18 protein-coding genes are annotated in these 17991 nt (G+C 61.7%); 12 read left to right on the forward strand and 6 right to left on the reverse strand.

All coding sequences use genetic code 11. The features are described 5' to 3' along the window. Window positions 1–69: 69 nt before the first annotated feature. A complete protein-coding gene (locus JKL46_RS04050) occupies window positions 70–1446 on the reverse strand; it encodes an FAD-binding oxidoreductase (RefSeq protein ID WP_201830133.1) in 1377 nt (458 codons plus the stop codon). A 109-nt stretch (window positions 1447–1555) separates the two neighbouring features. Continuing rightward, on the reverse strand, window positions 1556–2755 hold the full coding sequence (locus tag JKL46_RS04055; RefSeq protein ID WP_201830134.1) for a mandelate racemase/muconate lactonizing enzyme family protein: 1200 nt from the start codon (window positions 2753–2755) through the stop codon (window positions 1556–1558). Between the two features lie 337 nt (window positions 2756–3092). On the opposite strand from JKL46_RS04055, the gene JKL46_RS04060 reads away from it, so the two are divergent. The 4 genes from JKL46_RS04060 to denD all read left to right on the forward strand — a co-directional run bounded on the left by JKL46_RS04060 (window position 3093) and on the right by denD (window position 7036). Next, window positions 3093–3635 carry a TRAP transporter small permease subunit gene (locus JKL46_RS04060; protein ID WP_201830135.1) on the forward strand — a complete coding sequence of 181 codons (543 nt, stop codon included), beginning with the start codon at window positions 3093–3095 and terminating at the stop codon, window positions 3633–3635. After that, window positions 3632–4915, forward strand: a complete 1284-nt coding sequence (locus JKL46_RS04065) for a TRAP transporter large permease subunit (protein WP_201830136.1) — start codon at window positions 3632–3634, stop codon at window positions 4913–4915. The genes JKL46_RS04060 and JKL46_RS04065 overlap by 4 nt, the downstream gene beginning before the upstream one ends. Window positions 4916–4945: 30 nt before the next feature. Next, window positions 4946–5956: a TRAP transporter substrate-binding protein gene (locus tag JKL46_RS04070; RefSeq protein ID WP_201830137.1), complete on the forward strand. Its 1011-nt coding sequence runs from the start codon at window positions 4946–4948 to the stop codon at window positions 5954–5956. 96 nt (window positions 5957–6052) lie between these two features. Continuing rightward, window positions 6053–7036, forward strand: a complete 984-nt coding sequence (gene denD / locus JKL46_RS04075; protein WP_201830138.1) for a D-erythronate dehydrogenase — start codon at window positions 6053–6055, stop codon at window positions 7034–7036. A gap of 12 nt (window positions 7037–7048) precedes the next feature. Here the strand turns inward: denD and JKL46_RS36545 are convergent, their stop codons facing one another. Both JKL46_RS36545 and JKL46_RS04085 read right to left on the reverse strand, forming a co-directional pair. After that, window positions 7049–7246, reverse strand: coding sequence for a hypothetical protein (locus JKL46_RS36545; protein ID WP_343074008.1), 198 nt, complete (start codon window positions 7244–7246; stop codon window positions 7049–7051). A 221-nt stretch (window positions 7247–7467) separates the two neighbouring features. Then, entirely contained in the window at window positions 7468–7653 is a 186-nt protein-coding gene (locus JKL46_RS04085; protein WP_246529133.1) for a hypothetical protein, read from the reverse strand. 259 nt (window positions 7654–7912) lie between these two features. Here JKL46_RS04085 and JKL46_RS04090 point away from each other — a divergent pair, with 259 nt between their 5' ends. The 5 genes from JKL46_RS04090 (at window position 7913) to JKL46_RS04110 (ending at window position 12574) form a co-directional block, all read left to right on the forward strand. Next, a complete protein-coding gene (locus JKL46_RS04090) occupies window positions 7913–9247 on the forward strand; it encodes a protoglobin domain-containing protein (RefSeq protein WP_343074009.1) in 1335 nt (444 codons plus the stop codon). 196 nt (window positions 9248–9443) lie between these two features. Further along, the gene (locus tag JKL46_RS04095) at window positions 9444–9656 is read left to right on the forward strand and encodes a hypothetical protein (protein WP_201830140.1); all 213 of its coding nucleotides are present in this window, start codon (window positions 9444–9446) and stop codon (window positions 9654–9656) included. Window positions 9657–9846: 190 nt separating this feature from the next. Further along, window positions 9847–10827: a S1C family serine protease gene (locus JKL46_RS04100; RefSeq protein WP_201830141.1), complete on the forward strand. Its 981-nt coding sequence runs from the start codon at window positions 9847–9849 to the stop codon at window positions 10825–10827. 46 nt (window positions 10828–10873) lie between these two features. After that, window positions 10874–11710 (forward strand): aldo/keto reductase, encoded by an 837-nt coding sequence (locus JKL46_RS04105; RefSeq protein ID WP_201830142.1) that lies wholly within the window; start codon window positions 10874–10876, stop codon window positions 11708–11710. A 30-nt stretch (window positions 11711–11740) separates the two neighbouring features. Further along, a complete protein-coding gene (locus JKL46_RS04110; protein ID WP_201830143.1) occupies window positions 11741–12574 on the forward strand; it encodes an inositol monophosphatase family protein in 834 nt (277 codons plus the stop codon). Here JKL46_RS04110 and JKL46_RS04115 read toward each other — a convergent pair. Both JKL46_RS04115 and JKL46_RS04120 read right to left on the reverse strand, forming a co-directional pair. Then, window positions 12565–13206: a helix-turn-helix transcriptional regulator gene (locus tag JKL46_RS04115; RefSeq protein WP_201830144.1), complete on the reverse strand. Its 642-nt coding sequence runs from the start codon at window positions 13204–13206 to the stop codon at window positions 12565–12567. The genes JKL46_RS04110 and JKL46_RS04115 overlap by 10 nt on opposite strands. Next, window positions 13203–14318, reverse strand: a complete 1116-nt coding sequence (locus JKL46_RS04120) for an aminotransferase class I/II-fold pyridoxal phosphate-dependent enzyme (RefSeq protein WP_201830145.1) — start codon at window positions 14316–14318, stop codon at window positions 13203–13205. Before JKL46_RS04120 ends, JKL46_RS04115 begins: the two co-directional genes overlap by 4 nt. Before the next feature lie 186 nt (window positions 14319–14504). Between JKL46_RS04120 and JKL46_RS04125 the strand changes: the two genes are divergently transcribed. Genes JKL46_RS04125 through JKL46_RS04135 form a run of 3 tightly spaced genes read left to right on the forward strand, consistent with a single transcriptional unit; the run spans window position 14505 to window position 17989 of the window. Next, window positions 14505–15620, forward strand: a complete 1116-nt coding sequence (locus JKL46_RS04125; RefSeq protein ID WP_201830146.1) for an aminotransferase class I/II-fold pyridoxal phosphate-dependent enzyme — start codon at window positions 14505–14507, stop codon at window positions 15618–15620. 12 nt (window positions 15621–15632) lie between these two features. Then, entirely contained in the window at window positions 15633–17030 is a 1398-nt protein-coding gene (locus JKL46_RS04130; protein ID WP_201830147.1) for a M20/M25/M40 family metallo-hydrolase, read from the forward strand. Beyond that, window positions 17027–17989, forward strand: coding sequence for a pyridoxal-phosphate dependent enzyme (locus tag JKL46_RS04135; protein WP_201830148.1), 963 nt, complete (start codon window positions 17027–17029; stop codon window positions 17987–17989). The genes JKL46_RS04130 and JKL46_RS04135 overlap by 4 nt, the downstream gene beginning before the upstream one ends. The last annotated feature ends 2 nt before the right edge of the window (window positions 17990–17991 follow it).

The raw sequence follows: 17991 nt of genomic DNA on the forward strand, positions 1-17991 counted from the left end.
GCATCGAAAATGAGTCTGTCAAAGGCGTGAGAAGTCACGCGGAGCGGGTCGCCGGTCGTCGCCGCTCTGCTAAAGAATTCGCCCCGGATTCAGAATGCCCGCCGGATCCAACGCATGCTTCATCGTTGCCATGAGGGCGAGTTCCGGCTCCGTCCGGCTCATCGGGAGATAGGGCCGCTTGATCCGGCCGATCCCATGCTCGGCGGAGATGGAGCCGCCCAGCCCCGATACCAAGCCGTAGACGAGGGATTGAACGCCCTTTTTGGTAGCATCGCTCATATCGCGGATGGCGACATTGATATGGATGTTACTGTCGGCCACGTGTCCATAGATGACATAAACGGCATCGGGCCATTGCTTAGGCATTTCCTGGCGCAGATGGGCGACGGCGTCCGTCATGCGATCGAGCGGCACGCTCACATCGAAGCGGATCTCCTCCGGCAGGAAGCGGCCGTATTCATAAGGCGTTTCGCGGTAGGCCCAGAACCGGTTCCTGTCAGCCCGCGATTGGGCGATGACAGCATCCTTGATCAGACCCTGTTCAAAAAACTCGCTCAGAAGTGCGGAGAACGCTTCGGTTCCCTCCGGGTCCTCGCCCATATCCGCCTCGATCAGAAGCGTCACGTCGTGCTCGTCCTTGAAGGCGGGCGGAAGGCCGCAGATCTGCGTCGCGACCGTCATGAACTCGCGCCACATCGCCTCGAAGACGAGTAGCCTTCCCGGATGCTTCCGCTGGAACTGACGCAGGACGACGAGAGCATCCTCGAAGCTAGCGACGGCGCAAAGAGCCGTCTGAAGGCCGAGAGGTTTGGGGTGCAGACCGAGAACCACCCGGGTGATGACGCCGAGCGTTCCCTCGCTGCCGATGAAGAGCTGCGTCCAGTCATAACCGGCATTGTTCTTCAGCATCTTGTTGAGCGAGCGGACCACGGTGCCGTCTGCGAGAACCACCTCGAGGCCAAGGGTGTTGCGGCGCGCCATGCCATAGCGCAGAACTTGGTTGCCTCCGGCATTTGTGGCAATGTTTCCGCCGATCGTGCACGTGCCCCGCGCACCGAGATCGATCCCGCACAGAAACCCCGCCTCGTCGGCCGCCTGCTGGATCACCGCGAGCGGTGTGCCGGCAAGCGCCGTGAGTGTTGCACTCGCGGAATCGATCTCCTCGATTCCGCTCATGCGTTCGAGCGAGAGTGCGACTTCTCCCGCCTGCGGATGGGCACCGCCGGACAGGCCGGTCAGCCCTCCTTGCGTCACGACGCTCTGGCGATGGGCATGGCAAATTCTCAAAGCGGTCGAAACATCGTCGGTGGTTTGCGGGAGAACGAGCGCAAGAGGTGCTGCGGGGGCGAGCCCGCTGGCGTCGGCATGGTTGCGAACCGGAATATCTGGCCCGAGCCGTATCTGGGTGCCCAAGGCCGCTACGAGTTCATCGATCACTATGGTCATGATTGTCACACGTTCTCTAGAGCTGCTTCCACTGGCGTGGAATCAGCTCTCCTCTTTGCTTTGCCGCATTTTTTGACGGCGAACCGGATCCACTTCGCCAAAAAATGCTCTAGGCTATCTCGGTCACCTTCACGATGGCATCGGGCCGCTTCCAGAGATCGGGCAGAAGCTCAAGCCCGAGGCCCGGTTTCATGTTCACCGTGACTTCGCCTTTCGTGATGACAGGGAGTTCGGTGACGAGTTCGGTGTACCATCCGGTATAGAAGGCTCGCACGCTCTCCTGAATCAGGGCATTCCGTGCATGGAGCGAGAAGTGGCAGGATGCGGCATAGACGATCGGCCCGGTGCAGTCATGGGGCGCCACCGGAACATGCCAGGCCTCGGCGAGGGCCGCGATCTTGCGCGCCTCCGTCAGGCCGCCGCACCACGACAGATCGAGCATCGCGACACCCGCGACGCCGGTTTCGAGATATTCGCGAAAAGCATGGGTATAGGACAGCGTTTCCGATGCGCAGACCCAGGCTTTCGAGTGCTGCGCGTAGTCCTTGAGGTCGCCAACATTGTCGAGACGGAACGGATCCTCGTGCCAGTAGGTGTTGTAATCGGCAAGAACGGCTGCGAGCTTCTTGGCCATCGGTAGGCTCCATAGGGAATGGAACTCGACCATGATGTCCATCTTGTCGCCGACCGCCTTGCGGATCTTCGCGAAAGGCTCCAGCGCGGTCCTAAGCTCGTCCGGTGAAATGTCGTATCCCTGGCTGCGCTCCGCCGCGACGTCGAAAGGCCAGATCTTCATGCCCGTGATGCCCTGCTCCAGAAGGGAATGGGCGAGCTCGTCGGCACGGTGCAGGAAAGCGTCCAGATCCTCATAGGCTCCTTCGGCTTCGCCGACGCCCCAATTGGCGACTTTCTGGGCGCGGCTGTCGCGGATGTATCGATAACCTGCGCAGGTGTTGTAGACCCGAATCCTGTCGCGCGAGCGGCCGCCGAGCATGTCGCAGACCGGCTTGCCGTGGGCTTTGCCGAATAGATCCCACAGAGCGATGTCGATGGCGGAATTGCCGCGAGTCTCGACGCCGGCCGAGCGCCAGCCGAGATAGTTCTGGAGATCGCGGTTGATGCCTTCGATCTGAAGCGGATCGCGGCCGATCAGTTTGGCCGCGACCGTCTCATGGAGATAAGCCTCGACCGCGGCTGCGCCCATGAAGGTTTCGCCGAGACCGTGAATCCCTTCATCCGTGTGGAGACGCACCCAGATGATATTTGCAAATTCCTGGAGGCGGATCGTTTCTATGGCCGTGATCTTCATGGGATCCTCTTCGCTATGGGGCCACCTGGAAATGAAGGCCGGAATGCAGGGCCAAACTTGAATCGCCGACGCTGCACCTCCCATCATATCCACGGAAATCAGCCGCGCGAGCAGTATTCAAAAGTTGAATATAACAAAGTAACAATTGCACCCGATCCCTTGTGATCCGCCGGGGATCCCGTCGGTGCAAGGGTTGCGCTCGCCCGCGCGCTCGATTGACACTCCCCGAAACAGAGCCTTAGATCGCATAGCTTCGTCGTTCCAAGGACTTGAAGAGTCCGCGAACGCGAACAGAATCAGAGAGCGTCCACGAGGGCGCCCAAAACAGGGAGCGCCCGTGAGCAGGATAATATCCTTCTTCTTCCGCGGTCTGGAGGGGCTTCTGGTCCTCCTCCTTGCTGCCATGGTCGTCATGGTCTTCGGCAATGTCGTGCTGCGTTACCTGTTCGATACCGGAATCGACGTCTCGGAGGAGCTCTCCCGCTTCTTCTTCGTCTGGCTGACCTTCATCGGTGCGGTCGTGGTTGGCCGCGAGAACGCCCATCTGGGCGTCGAGACGCTTGTTGCCCGTCTCGGCGACGGAGGGCGGAAGGTCTGCATGGTCCTGTCCGATCTGTTCATCATCGGGTGCTGCGCCGTGTTCTTCTGGGGAACGTGGCAGCAGGCCGAGATCAACGCGACGAACTATGCTCCGATCACCGAAATCTCGATGCTCTGGGTCTATGGCGTCGGATTTTTCACCAGCATCGGCCTGGGGCTCATGGCGGCTTTGCGGATTCTGCGGGTGGTGAGCGGACGTATCAGCGAGCATGAGCTTAAGGCTTTTGCCGGAGATTATACGGGCGATGAAGCTCATGCTTTGAGGGAGCGACTTGAATGACGATCGTCGTCTTCCTCGCCTCGCTGCTCGGCGCCATGGCGCTCGGAATGCCGATTGCCTTCGCTCTGATCGTCTGTGCTCTGGCACTCATGCTCTGGCTCGGCAATTTCGACAGTCAGATCGTCGCCCAGAACATGATCATCGGCGCCGATAACTTTCAGCTTCTGGCGGTCCCCTTCTTCCTGCTTGCCGGCGAGCTGATGAATGTCGGCGGCCTGTCGAAGCGCATCGTCAATTTCGCGCTGGCGTGCCTGGGGCATATTCATGGCGGCTTGGGCTATGTGGCCATCGTTGCTGCACTCATCCTCGCTGCCCTGTCCGGTTCCGCAGCAGCGGATACGGCTGCTCTCGCCGCTATTCTCATTCCGATGATGCGCAATGCGGGCTACGATATTCCGCGTTCCGCGGGTCTCATCGCAGCCGGCGGCATCATCGCCCCAGTCATCCCGCCCTCGATCGGCTTCATCGTCTTCGGTGTTGCGGCCAATGTCTCGATCTCGCAGCTTTTCCTGGCTGGCGTTGCGCCGGGACTGATGATGGGGCTTTCGCTCGTCGTCGCCTGGGCCATCGTCAGCCGGAGGGACAAGATGAAGACGGCGCCGCGCGCCAGCATGCGCGAGCGTGGCAAAGCCTTCGTCGATGGGTTTTACGCCCTGCTCATGCCCGTCATGATCCTCGGCGGCATCAAATGGGGAATCGTGACGCCGACCGAGGCGGCGGTGCTCGCGGCCGTCTATGCGCTCATCATCGGCATGTTCGTTTATCGCGAGCTGAAGCCGTCGATGCTCTATGGCGTTTTCCTCACGGCGGCCAAGACGACTGCCGTGGTGATGTTTCTCGTCGCGGCCGCCCTCGTGTCCGCCTGGCTTATCACGCAGGCCAATATTCCGGGCGAGATCAGCGGATTGATCGAGCCTTTGATGGGCAACAAGACCCTGCTCATGTTCGCCCTGATGTTCCTGGTCGTCATCGTCGGAACGGCCCTCGACTTCTCGCCGACCGTTCTGATCCTGACGCCGGTTCTCATGCCGATCGTCAAGCAGGCCGGAATCGATCCGGTTTATTTCGGCGTGCTGTTCATCATCAACAATGCCATCGGCCTGATCACGCCTCCGGTCGGGATCGTTCTCAACGTGGTGAGCGGCGTCGCCCGCGTGCCCATGGGCGCCGTCATCCGCGGCGTGAATCCGTTCCTGATCGCCCAGCTGATCGTGCTTGTCATACTCATCATCTTCCCCGATCTGGTTATGGTTCCCTTCTCCTGGTTGAGAGGGCGATAAGCAGGAAAAACGAAAAGAGAGGAAACGACCATGAAAGCCTTCAAATTCGTTCTCGTAGCCGGCGTCGCAGCAAGCGTGCTTGCCGCAGTTCCAGCCTACGCGCAGTTCACCGAGCGCAATATCCGCATATCCAACGGCGTGAACGAGGATCACCCCAATGGAAAGGGCGTCGAAAAGTTCAAGGCATGCCTCACCGACAAATCCGGCGGCAAGCTGAAGGTGCAGGGCTTCTGGGGCAATGCCCTTGGCGGTGACCTTCAGGCCACTCAGGCGCTGCGCTCCGGCACGCAGGAAATGGTTGTCACCTCAAGCTCACCGCTCATCGGGATCCTGCCGGATCTCGGCGTCTTCGATCTGCCTTTCCTTTTCGCCAACGAGAAGGAGGCTGATACGGTCCTCGACGGCAGCTTCGGCAAATATGTTGACGGCAAGCTTGAAACGGTCGGGCTCGTCAACCTAGCCTATTGGGAGAACGGCTTCCGCAATCTCACCAATTCGCGCCGGCCGGTCGAGAAGTGGGAAGATTTCAAAGGCCTGAAGGTCCGCGTGATGCAGAACAACGTGTTCCTCGACACGTTCAAGAACATGGGCGCCAATGCCGTGCCCATGGCGTTCGGCGAGGTGTTCACGGCGCTCGAGACCAAGGCCATCGATGGTCAGGAGAACCCCTTCGTGACCATCGACACCTCCAAGTTCTACGAGGTTCAGAAATATCTCTCGGTGACCCGGCATGCCTACACGCCATTCCTCGTCCTCTATTCGAAAAAGCTGTGGGACGGGCTGTCGAAGGATGAACAGGCGGCGCTCCGGGATTGTGCCGTCACCGCTCGCGATGAGCAGCGCAAAGTATCGCGCGAGCTGTCTCAAGCCTCGCTCAACAAGATCAAGGGCGAGGGAACCGTGGTCAACGAGTTGAATGCCCAGGAAGCCAATCGGATGCGCGACCAGTCCAAGGCGGTTTGGGAGAAGCATGCGGCCACGATCGGGCCCGAGACGGTGAAGATGATGCAGGGGGAACTCGACAAGATCCGCCAGAAGTAAAGTGCCGAGCCCTGCGCCGTTCGAGCTATCCTTGAACGGCGCAGGGCCGATTTGTTTTGCCCATTGCAGAAATTGAAACCGAGAGAACCTCGATCGATGCAGATTCTCATTCTCGGAGCGGCCGGCATGGTCGGTCGCAAGCTGACCGAACGTCTGGTGAAGGACGGAAAACTGGGCGAGAAGGCGATCGCCCGCCTCGTTCTGCACGACGTCGTCGAGCCTCAGCGCCCCGATGTGTCCTTCCCCGTCGCGACGCTGACATCCGACTTTTCCAACCCGGGAGAGGCGGAGAAACTGGTTGCGGGCCGCCCGGATGTCATCTTCCACCTCGCAGCGATCGTCTCGGGCGAGGCCGAGGCCGATCTCGAGAAGGGATATCGGATCAATCTCGACGGGACGCGGTATCTCTTCGATGCCATTCGCGCCGTGGGTGGGGGCTATAGGCCGCGTGTGGTGTTTACCTCATCCATCGCCGTCTTCGGAGCACCGTTCCCTGACGCCATCGGCGACGAGTTCTTTCTGACGCCGCTGACGAGCTACGGCACTCAGAAGGCCATCGGCGAATTGCTGCTGTCCGATTATTCGCGGCGCGGCTTCTTCGACGGCGTCGGGATCCGCCTTCCCACCATCTGCGTCAGACCGGGCAAGCCCAACAAGGCCGCGTCCGGCTTCTTCTCGAGCATCATTCGCGAGCCGCTGAACGGTCAGGATGTCGTGCTGCCGGTATCCCTCGATGTGCGCCATGCTCATGCTTCGCCGCGCTCGGCCGTGAATTTCCTCATTCATGCGGCGACGATGGATACCAGCCTCATCGGTCCGCGACGCAGCCTCACCATGCCGAGCGTATCGGTCACGGTCGGCGAGCAGATCGATGCGCTGCGGCGCATCGCCGGCGAGCAGGTTGCCGCCCGCATCCGACACGAAATCGATCCGACGATCGTGCGCTTCGTGGAAGGATGGCCGCGCCGCTTCGACGCCCGGCGTGCCGAAAGTCTCGGCTTCCGCGCAGAGAAGAGCTTCGACGACATCATCTCGGTCTATATCGAGGACGAACTGGGCGGTGTTCTGCCCGCCCATTGAATGTCATGGACATCAGCCTTGCGAGCGATCCGGAAAGAATCTTTCCCGGAACTTAGCCCATTTGTGGATCGCCCACAGCATGAAGCGCCCGACGGGCTTCTGCAGGATGGGAATGTCGTAGGCGATCAGGAGGAGCCCGAGGGGAAGCATCCACACCCCTAGGAAAGGCAGGATCGCGAAGACGCCGCCCAGCATCAAGAGAATGCCCACGGGGATTCTGATCCACCTCGCCTGCGGATGGCGGAGATTGCGAAGGACGCGTGCAAATTTCTCCGGCACCTCCTGTTCCAGGTGCCTGAATGCCTGCCTTAGAACGGCTCGGCCGCTAAGCGATGTCATGCTCGCAGACGAATTCGTTGACGACGATGAAGTTCCATTGGGCGACAGATATGACGGAGCCTCTGAACCTCCGATGAACTGTCCGCAAAAGGCTAAAATGCGAGTCGGGACAGGGCGTTGGCAACCGCCTGCGTTCCCTGCTCGTGGATCTGCTTGATCCTGGCCGCTCTATCCCTTTGCTCGAGGCGGTACAGATAGGGGTCGAATTCAAGCGGGAGGGCGGGGTCGCCGAGATAGCGGGGCTTTTCCGAGCGCTCGTAATAATCAGCCCTAAGCATCCGACCGAGATGCTCCTGGACCGAATGTGGCAGGAGCGGTGCGTTACGCCGTGTGGAAACAACGAAGGACCCAGGATCGTCTGCAATGTTATCAAGCATCGATTTCCCCCGCAATAGTGCCTAGGTTAATGCTTGGTTAAGCCGTTTGTTTCCCCGGGTTGCGGACAAAATTGCCGCAGGCGCGGTGAGTACGCCGGTGCAAGCCTCGGCAAAGCCAAACGCCGTAGAACCTCCCCATCGAAGCTATTGGGGAAACGCTGTGCAGACCGATCCATCTCTCGCAGAGCGGCTCAGGTTCATGGGCATCGACGAGATGACGTGCCAGGACCTGCGCTCGATATGGCTGCAGGTATCGCCGGAATTGCCGAAGATCCTCGAGCACTTCTACGAGTATATGCATCGTCAGCCCGCATTGTCGAAGCTGATCGGCACACAGCAATCCCGACTCGTTTCCGCTCAGCTGCAGCATTGGGGACGGCTTTTCAGCGGAAGCTTTGATGCGTCCTATGTCGAAGGCATCCGCCGCATCGGACTCATTCACAACAAGATCGGCCTGGAGCCGCGTTGGTATATCGGAGGCTACGCCTTCATTCTCAACGAGCTGGTACAGGTCCTTTCAAGAAAGCATCGTTTTAGTGGTGTCTCATTGGCGCGCAAGCTGAGTTCGGTCAATCGGGCGGTGATGCTCGATATGGATCTTGCCATCTCGGTGTATCAGGAAGCCTTCGTCGAAGACCGTCAGCGGCGGGGCAAGGCTCTGTCGCATGCCGTCGCGTCCTTTTCCGATGCTGTGCAGGAAAGCCTCCAGATCTCAGGGCAGGCGAGCGATGCCCTGTCGGAGAGTGCGAATGCACTCGATGCGGCGACAGGGAATGCCAGCGGTTTGGCGATCCAGGTCACGACGGCTGCGGAGCGGACGGCATCGAACATGCAATCCGGCGCGGCGGCCACCGAGCAACTCGCAGCATCCGTCCGCGAGATCGGACAGCAGGCGAGCCGTTCGGCGGACGTGGCGCGGCATGCCCTGGAGAGTTCGCAGCGCACGAAGGTTTCCGTGACAGGGCTCGCGGAGCAGGCGAGGCAGATCGGCGATGTGGTCGACCTGATCGAACGGATTGCGGCGCAGACGAATCTGCTTGCTCTGAATGCAACCATCGAAGCGGCCCGCGCCGGCGAGATGGGCAAGGGCTTCGCCGTCGTCGCGCAGGAGGTCAAGACCCTGGCCAATCAGACTGCCAAAGCGACGACGGAAATCGGTTCGCGCATCGGGGCGATTCAAGAGGCAACCGAGCAGAGCGTGGCCGACATGGACGGCATCGGCCGGATCATGGAGGAGTTGAGCACCATTGCCACCGCAATTGCTGCGGCTGTCGAGGAGCAGGCTGCGGTTACATCCGAGATTGCGGTCAGCGTCCATCAGACGACCGACCACACCCATTCGGTCGTGCGCAGCATCGAGGCTCTGACGGGCTCGACAGCCTCAGCTGCTGCGGCGGCGCAGCACGTATCCGATGCCAGGCAGACTCTGGATCATCAGCTCCGACGCCTGAAGCTGGACATCGACTCATTTCTCGCCACCGCGCGAGCGGCATAAGCCGGGCAGCAGCACCGCAGCGTGCAAAGATTCATCCTGCCGTCGGGTCATTCCGCAGCGACAGATTTGCCGCCGATCCGTGTCTTTTTTGATACAGACACAACCCCGCAAATCAGACACCTTGTTCAAGGCGGGATCGAAAGGGCTTTCGATCCGGAAAGCAGGGCCGTGAGGCTTCGCTGCTGCGGGGGCGCAGGTGGAACAGGCAGATCAGGATATCGAGCACATCGCTCGCGCGTTTTTTGTTGCCTGGCACCAGGACGCCTCCTGGGAGGCTGCATCGAGGATCCTCAAGCACGAGTTTCGCCTTTATGCCCGGCAGGCTATCGGCATGATCGAGAAGAGCCAGGAACGTGCTTGGGCCGTGCCCCGTGAAGTACTGCCTTACCAGGCGTTTGAAGCTGCCTGAGCTACGCTGGCATTTCGCGTCGGTACTCTCTCAAGTTTGAACCTTGGGAGTTCTCCCGCCCTGTACTGCTCGGCTATGAGCTGGCTCACGGCTTTTTGTGCGTTGCGGCTGGAGGGCCGGTTGAAGGCTCCGCTTTTCCTGCCATCTTGAGGGGGTAAGGTCTCTCGCCAGAGGGCCTGAGGAGCTTTTCATGCAATCGCCCGAAGAATGGGAAATCCCTCCTGAGTATCAGCCCGATCCGCGAACGCTTGGCTACGATCTCAAGAATGCCCTGGCTGCCGTCGTTTCCTTGAGGGCAACGGTTCCCGATGACGCGTTCACCGCCGAGACGCTTGGGACCGAGCGGGCGGGGCAGGGCGTCGCCATCCGGGATGACGGGCTCGTCGTCACCATCGGGTATCTGATCGCGGAGGCGGAGGAGGTCTGGCTCACCACGAACAAGGGCCGGGTCGTACAGGCGCATGTGCTCGCTTATGATTATGAGAGCGGCTTCGGATTGGTGCAGTCGCTCGAGCCGCTGGGCGTGCCGGTTCTCGCTCTGGGCGATTCCCGTCGCCTGTCCCCCGGCGATCAGGTCGTGATGGGCGGCAGCGGAGGGCAGCGCCATTCGCTCGCGGCGCAGGTCGTCGCCTGTCAGGAATTTGCCGGCTATTGGGAGTACCTGATCGATTCAGCGGTGTTCACCGCGCCTGCCCATCCCAATTGGGGCGGGACAGCCTTGATCGGCCCGCGCGGCGATCTGGTCGGAATCGGATCGTTGCAGCTTCAGCATCAGGCTTCCGGCGGTGCGGTGGTTCCGCTCAACATGAGCGTGCCGATCGATCTCCTGAAGCCGATCCTGGACGATCTTCTGACCCGCGGACAGGTGAAGCGGAAGCCGAGGCCGTGGCTGGGATTCTATGTTGCCGAGGCGGAGGACGATCAGATCACGATCATCGGGCTGGCAGGCGACGCGCCGGCGCAGCGTGCGGGCCTGAGGGCCGGCGACCAGATCCATGCGGTTGCAGGACAGGGCGTGACGTCCCTTGCCGAGTTCTATCGGGCGATCTGGGCGCTCGGACCGGCGGGCGTCGACGTGCCGCTGACCCTCGAGCGCGAGGGCGACAGGTTCGACGTCACCATCAGATCCGCCGATCGCGGCCGCTTCATGAAGCCGCCACGCCTGCAATAATTTGGCGCTGGCAGAAACGGCAGCTAGGACCAACGGAGACAAGCATATGAGCCTCACCGTCACACTGCCGAAAGGCGTTGCCGTTTCCGCGCTCGGGCAGGGGACCTGGCAGATGGCGGAGAGCGCCGCTCGTCGGGCACAGGAAATCGAAGCCCTGCGCCTCGGTGTCGAACTCGGCATGAGCCTCATCGATACCGCGGAGATGTATGGCGAGGGAGCGGCAGAAGAACTTGTCGCCGAGGCTCTTGCAGGACAGCGCGAACATCTTTTCCTCGTGAGCAAGGTATACCCTCACAATGCGAGCCGGCGTGGCGTCGTCGAGGCCTGCGAGCGCAGCCTGAAGCGTCTGAAGACGGACAGGCTCGACCTCTATCTGCTGCACTGGCGTGGAAGCGTGCCGCTGGAGGAAACGGTGGCCGGCTTCGAGCATCTGCGCCGCGCCGGCAAGATCCGCCATTGGGGCGTCAGCAATTTCGATACGGACGACATGGAGGAGCTGTTTGAGACCCCGGATGGGCAAAACTGCGCGACCAATCAGGTGCTCTACAACCTGACGCGACGGGGCCCGGAATTCGATCTGATTCCTTGGATGACGGAGCGCGGCATGCCGCTGATGGCCTACTCTCCGATCGAGCGAGGCAGGATACCGCACGGAGGCGCGCTGCAGGGCGTTGCGAAGAAGCACGATGCGAGCATATTTCAGATCGCCCTGGCCTGGCTTCTGCAGATGCCAGGTGTCATCGCGATTCCGAAGGCGGCCGCCGCCGATCATGTGCGAGACAACCAACGCGCGCTTGAGATCCGGCTCGATCCGGAGGATCTTGCCGCTATCGAAGCAGAGTTTCCGCCGCCGCGGCGCAAGCGTCCGCTGGAGATGATCTGACCGGCGAAAACGCAGGAATTGATGAGTCCTATGCCATTCTCAAAAGCCGATGCCCTCACTGTTGCGGAGATTCTCAGGAGCGCCGCGAAGACCGAGATCCTGCCGCGGTTCCGCAATCTCTCGGCCGGCGCCATCCGCACGAAGACCTCCCAGCTCGATCTCGTCACCGATGCGGACGAGGCGGCCGAACGGATGATCGAGGCGGAGCTGCTGAAGGCGTTTCCGGGAGCGCGCGTGATCGGCGAGGAAGGCGTCAGCCGGGATGCGCGCCTGCTAGACGGGCTCGACGAGGCCGATCTCGCCTTCATTCTCGATCCCGTCGACGGCACGATGAATTTCGCGTGCGGCCTGCCGCTGTTCGGCGTCATGGCAGCGGCCGTCATGAAGGGCGAGATCGTCGGCGGGATCATCCTCGATCCGATTTCCGACGATTGGGCCATTGCCGTGCGCGGCGAGGGCGCCTGGATCCAGCGCCTCGACGGGAGCACGATCCCGCTTCGAGTCGCGCCTGCCGTGCCGTTGGCGGAGATGACAGGCAACGTCTCCTGGCGCTATCTGCCGAAGGAGCTTCGGCCCGTCGTTACCGGAAACCTGCCACAGGTCGCCATGGCAGCGGATCTGCGCTGCTCGGCGCATACTTATCGCCAGACCGCGGGCGGACATCTGCACTTCTCGTTCTCGTCGAGCGTGATGCCGTGGGACCACGCTGCGGGATGGCTGATCCACCGCGAGGCTGGCGGTTACACGGCGCATTTCGACGGCTCGCCCTATCGCCCCGTCAATCGCGGCGGCGGTCTCATCAGTGCGCCGGACGAGGAGAGCTGGCAGGCCTTGCGCAACGCGCTGCTGCCGCCTCAGGCCTGATCCCTCTTGAGATAATTGTAGACGGTCGCGCGACCCAAACCGAGGATGCGCGAGATATAGGCGGCCGCGTTGCGCCCACCGAAAGCGCCGTCGCCCGCAAGATCCGTCACGAGCTGCTGTTTCTGAGCCCGGCTCATCTCGGCGATGGTGAGGCGGCGTTCGCGCGTCCAGCTCTGGATGTATTCGTTGATGCGCTCGTGCCAGTCCTCCTTGAACAGCGAGGCGGGCTTTTCCGGCGATTGCGGCACGGCCACGAGCGCGGTCAGGGTCTGCATGACGGCGTGGAAATGCGAGACGTCCACGTTGATGCATAGAACGCCGATGGCCTTCTCGCCTGAGCGCAGGACGGCACTGACCGACTTGATGCGCCGCCCGTCCCAGTTCACCTTCTCGTAGGGGCCGATGATGATGTCGGTCGGCTTGAAATCGATCTCGTGCAGCAGCGATGGCTCGCCGAGTTCCCGTTTCGAGAAGGGATTGGAGAGATGAACCACGGTCTCGGTGGACAGATCGTGGAGCACCACCTCCGCATAGGGCTGGAAGAGGAGGGTGATGGCATCGCAGACAGGCGCATAGCCTGCGAGATCCGGGGGGAGGCTCGTCTTCACATCCAGTTTGCGGGCGCGGCTCATGCGAGCTTGGCGCGGACGAAGGCCGCAAGCCGCTCCAGCCCCGCTTCGAGATGATGAGCGGGCGCGCCGATGCCGATGCGGATGTAGTTGTCCATGCCGTAGACATCGCCAGGCAGAAGCATGATCCCGCGCTCTTCGCGCAGGCGATGCACAAGCTCGGTCGAGTTTATCGGCATCGCGTAGCGGATGAAGGCCATGCCGCCGGCTTTGGGCGGCACGAAGGAAAACAGGTCGCCGTTGGCATGGATCCAGCGCTGCAGCAGAGCGAGGTTCTCGCGCAGAATGCGCTTGCTGCGCGAGAGGATCTCCTGTCGCTTGGCGGGCTGCACGGCAATCTCCGCCACGAACTCGCTGACGGCTCCCGTGGTGATCGAGGTGTAGTCCTTGCGCTGCCAGGAGGCATAGATCTCCTGGGTTGGGCCGACGAGCCAGCCGATGCGCAGACCCGGAAGCGCCATCGCCTTCGAAAGGCCGTTGGTGACGATGGCCTTCTCGTAGAGGTCGGCGAAGCTCGGAGGCTCGTCCTGATCGAGCTCTGCTCCCTTGTAGACCTCATCCGCATGGACATAGATCCCGTGCTCGCGCGCGATCGCGACGAGGCCGTCCATGGTCTTGTGCGGCAGCACGCTGCCGGTCGGATTGTTGGGATTGCAGATCGTCATCATCTTCGTGCGGGGGGAAACGGCCTTGCGCACGTCGTCGAGATCTGGAATCCAGCCGAGCTCCTCGCGCAGCAGGATCTCCTTCACCGTCACGCCGATGGCGCGCGCCCAGCCCCAGATCTGCAGGTAGTTCGGTACGAACACCACGAGTTCGTCGCCCGGCTCCAGCAACGACATGACGAGCAGGAAATTCGCCTCCGCCGATCCGTTGGTGACGATCACATGATCGGGATTGCGGTTCGGGTGAAGATTGGCGATGGCTTGCCGCAGCTCCACGCGACCATTCGTCCAGCCATAGCCCAGCTCCACATCGAGCAGCTGGCTCTGTTGTTCGGGGGTGAGAAGCTCGCGCAGGGAATAGGGATGCACGCCGCTGTCGGAGAGATTGTACTCGACGGTGTTCTCGTAGAGCGACTGGATGCGCTCGAGCGTGAATTCTTCGATCTTCATGACATCCCCGCAGGACAAGCATTCTTGCGGACATCGTCTAGCATCGGAAATTTAGACTTCAAAGTCCAAAATGGACTTGACGGTTTAATTTGTCTCCTGCCATGGTCTGTGCCGCGTCCGAGGATCGGAACGGCCGATCAGGGCTGCCATCCTCGTCGCGTCGCTTGTCCGAAGAGGAGCACTGGGTTGCAGTTCGATACTTTCCTCATGGAGCGAAATCAGACGCTGTTCGAGAACGGCGTCGAGATCAATCTCACCGAGAGCGGCATTCATCCCTGCACCATCGAGGAAATCCTGCCGGCACAGGAAGCGGAGGCGCTGCTGCGCCTGCCGCTCGGCTATGGCTGGACGGATGGCAGGCCTGATCTCAGGTCGGCGATTGCCTCCTGGTATCCCGGAGCCTCCGCCACCAACGTGCTGGTGACGAACGGTTCCTCGGAGGCGACGATGATCACGCTGATGGCGATGATCGATCCTGGCGACAAGGTGCTCTTCGCCGTTCCGAATTTCATGCAGGTCGACGGCCTGGGTCGTGCTTTGGGGATGGACGTCCGGCGGCTGCCGCTGCTGGCCGACCGCGGATGGCAGGTCGATCCGGAAGCCCTGAAGACCGCGACCAAGGATGGCGTGAAGCTGATTGCCGTCACCAATCCAGGCAATCCCACCGGCGCCGTGCTGGCGCAGCGAAGCCGTGAAGCGCTGCTTGACGCGGCAAGAGAAACGGGGGCTTGGCTTCTCGTGGACGAGATCTATCGCGGTGGCGAGATCGACGGGGCCGAGACGGAGACTTTTTACGGCGCCTATGAGCGCGTCATCGTCACCAGCAGCCTGTCGAAGTCCTTCGCCTGCCCGGGCCTGCGCCTCGGCTGGATCGTCGGGCCGCAGGAGGTGGTCGAGGAGGCGGCGAAGCGCCAGGATTACACCACCATCGGCAGCGGAATCCTGAGCCAGATCCTGGGCGCCTCCGTCATGGAGCCGACGAACCGCGAGCGGATCCTGGCACGGGGACGGGCGCTTTTGCGCGAGAACGCGGATCTTGTCGAGAGATGGGTCACGAAGCGCAATCGCTGGTCCTGGCAGCGTCCCGCTGCCGGCGGCATGGCCTTCCTGCATTACGACTTCGCGATGCCGTCGGAAGAACTGTCGAACGAGCTGCGCGAGGAGCAAAGCGTGTTCGTGGTTGCCGGAAGCTGGTTCGGCATCGAGAACCACATCCGCATCGGCATCGGCGTGCAGACCGAGCATCTTGAGGAAGGACTAGCCCGGCTCGACAAATTCCTTACCCGCCGCGGCCTTGCCTGACGAGCGAAGGCGATGATCCCGAACGATCACTTCCTCCGAGCCTTGGATGATCTGCGTCATCTGGTCAGCCTGCCGTCGGTCAGCGCCCGGGGAGACAACCTCGTCGAATGCGCGCAAGTCGTGCGCGATCTGCTCGACGAGGCCGGCTTTCAAACGGAATTGTGCGGCGGAGAGATTGGTCCCTATGTCGTGGGAGAGACAGGCGCCGGTCCACTGACGGTGATGATCTACAATCATTACGATGTGCAGCCCGAGGATCCCATCGCACTTTGGCAGAGCCCGCCCTTCGAGCTCACCGAGCGGGAAGGGCGATGGTACGGACGTGGCGTTGCCGACGACAAGGGTGAGTTCATCAGCCGCCTCGCAGGCTGGCGTCTGTTCCGGGAGCGGCATCCAGGGCCCCTGCCGTTCAGGCTGATCTGGCTGGTGGACGGCGAGGAGGAGATCGGCAGCCCATCGCTCGAAGGCTTTCTCAAGCAGCGCTTTCCGGGCGAGCGGGTCGATGTCTGCTGGTGGGAATACGGCGAGATCGATTCGAGCGGACGCCCCATCATCCTCTGCGGCTTCAAGGGTGTCATGGCCGTGGAACTCCGCTGCAGGACCGCCAAGGCCGATCTGCATTCGAGCCTCGGCGCCGTCTTCGACAATCCCCTCTGGCGCCTTGCTGCTGCCACCGCATCCCTTCGCGACGAAACGGGGCGCGTTCTCATCGATGGGTTCTACGATGCCGTTCGGGCGCCTTCGCCTGCGGAAAGCGATCTCGCATCGGATCCGCCCTTCACCTTCGAGAGCCTCGTCCAAGCGACCGGCGGGCAGCGCGTTCTGCAGGGCGTCGACGGAACGAATTTCTATCAGGTCATGAATTTCGCGCCGTGCATGAACGTCAACGGCTTTTCCGGCGGCTATGCCGGGGAAGGAGCCAAGACGGTGCTTCCCGCATCGGGTTGCGTGAAGATCGATTTCCGCCTTGTACCCGACCAGGATCCGCGGCACGTCGTCCGCCTGCTTCGAGCCCATCTCGACCGTCACGGCTTCCATGACATCGAGCTCATCGTGCACGACGCGAACGTCAAGCCGGTCCGCTCCTCGACGGAGCATTGGTTCATCCAGGATGCCAGGGAGCTTCTGGAGAAGTATTTCGGGCAAGCCGCCATCGTGCAGCCGAGTTCGCCCGCCTCAGGCACGTCGCATCCCTTCGTCGAGCAGCTCGGCGCCAATATCGTCGGCATCGGCCTGACACATCACGGCGCCATGCTTCATTCGCCGAACGAGAACATCATCATCGCGCAGTTCGTCGCAATGACCGAATGCTCGGCTGCGCTCTTCGAAAGGCTTGCGCAGCGGGCGAGCAGACGATTGCATGCGGATGCTCGGCCACAAGAAAATTCGGAGATCGGAGGGACGCCATGAACAGCATCGTTCTTGAATCCGCCGCCCGTTCGGTGCAGGCGCGCCGGCGCATCCGCGGGCATATCTTCGAGACGCCGCTGCTGCCGTCGCGTCAGATTGGACGCGAGGCCGCTTCCTCTCTCTTCTTCAAGGCTGAGAATTTTCAACTCACCGGCTCGTTCAAGATCCGTGGCGCAGCGAGTAAAATGACGTCGCTCGGCATTGAGCGTGGCGTCATCACGGCCTCGTCCGGTAATCACGGCATCGCTTCGGCACAGGCTGCCTCCTCCATCGGCCAGGCCCTGACTGTCGTTCTCCCCGAGACGGTGGCTCAGGCGAAGCTCCAAAAAATCCGCTCGTATAATGTCGACGTGATCCTGCACGGAGCCGAGAGCGGACTCGCCGAGCTTCACGCGCAGCATCAGGCGGCCGCGCGTGGTCTCGTCTACGTGTCTCCCTACAACGATCCCGAGGTCGCCGCCGGGCAGGGGACCATCGGGCTGGAGCTGCTCGAACAGGCAGAGGCCATCGACAACGTCTTCATCGCCATGGGTGGCGGCGGTCTGATCGGCGGCATCGGGTCCGTGCTGAAGAGCTTCAGTCCGAGAACGCAGGTCTTCGGCATCGCCGCGCAGAACTCGGCCGCTCTCGCCGCCTCCATTGCCGCAGGACGCGTCGTCGAGACCGAGCATCTCGACACGCTCGCGGATGGAGTTGCTGGCGGCATGGATGAGGACAGCATGACGCTGCCGCTTGCCATCGCCGTCGTCGACGAGGTCGTCACGTGCTCGGAAGCAGAGATCGCGCATGCTCTCAGAGAGCTGGCCTTCACGGAGAACCAGATTGTGGAAGGTGCGGCAGCTTTGGCGCTCGCCGGTTTCCTCAAGGTGGCCGAGCGTTGCAAGGGCCAGTCGAATGTCGTCGTGCTCTGCGGTGCCAATTTCGACCGCGACACGATCTTCTCTGTCCTGAACCGATAGCC

This window comes from Microvirga zambiensis WSM3693 (genome assembly GCF_016735695.1).
Taxonomy (GTDB): Bacteria; Pseudomonadota; Alphaproteobacteria; order Rhizobiales; family Beijerinckiaceae; genus Microvirga; species Microvirga zambiensis.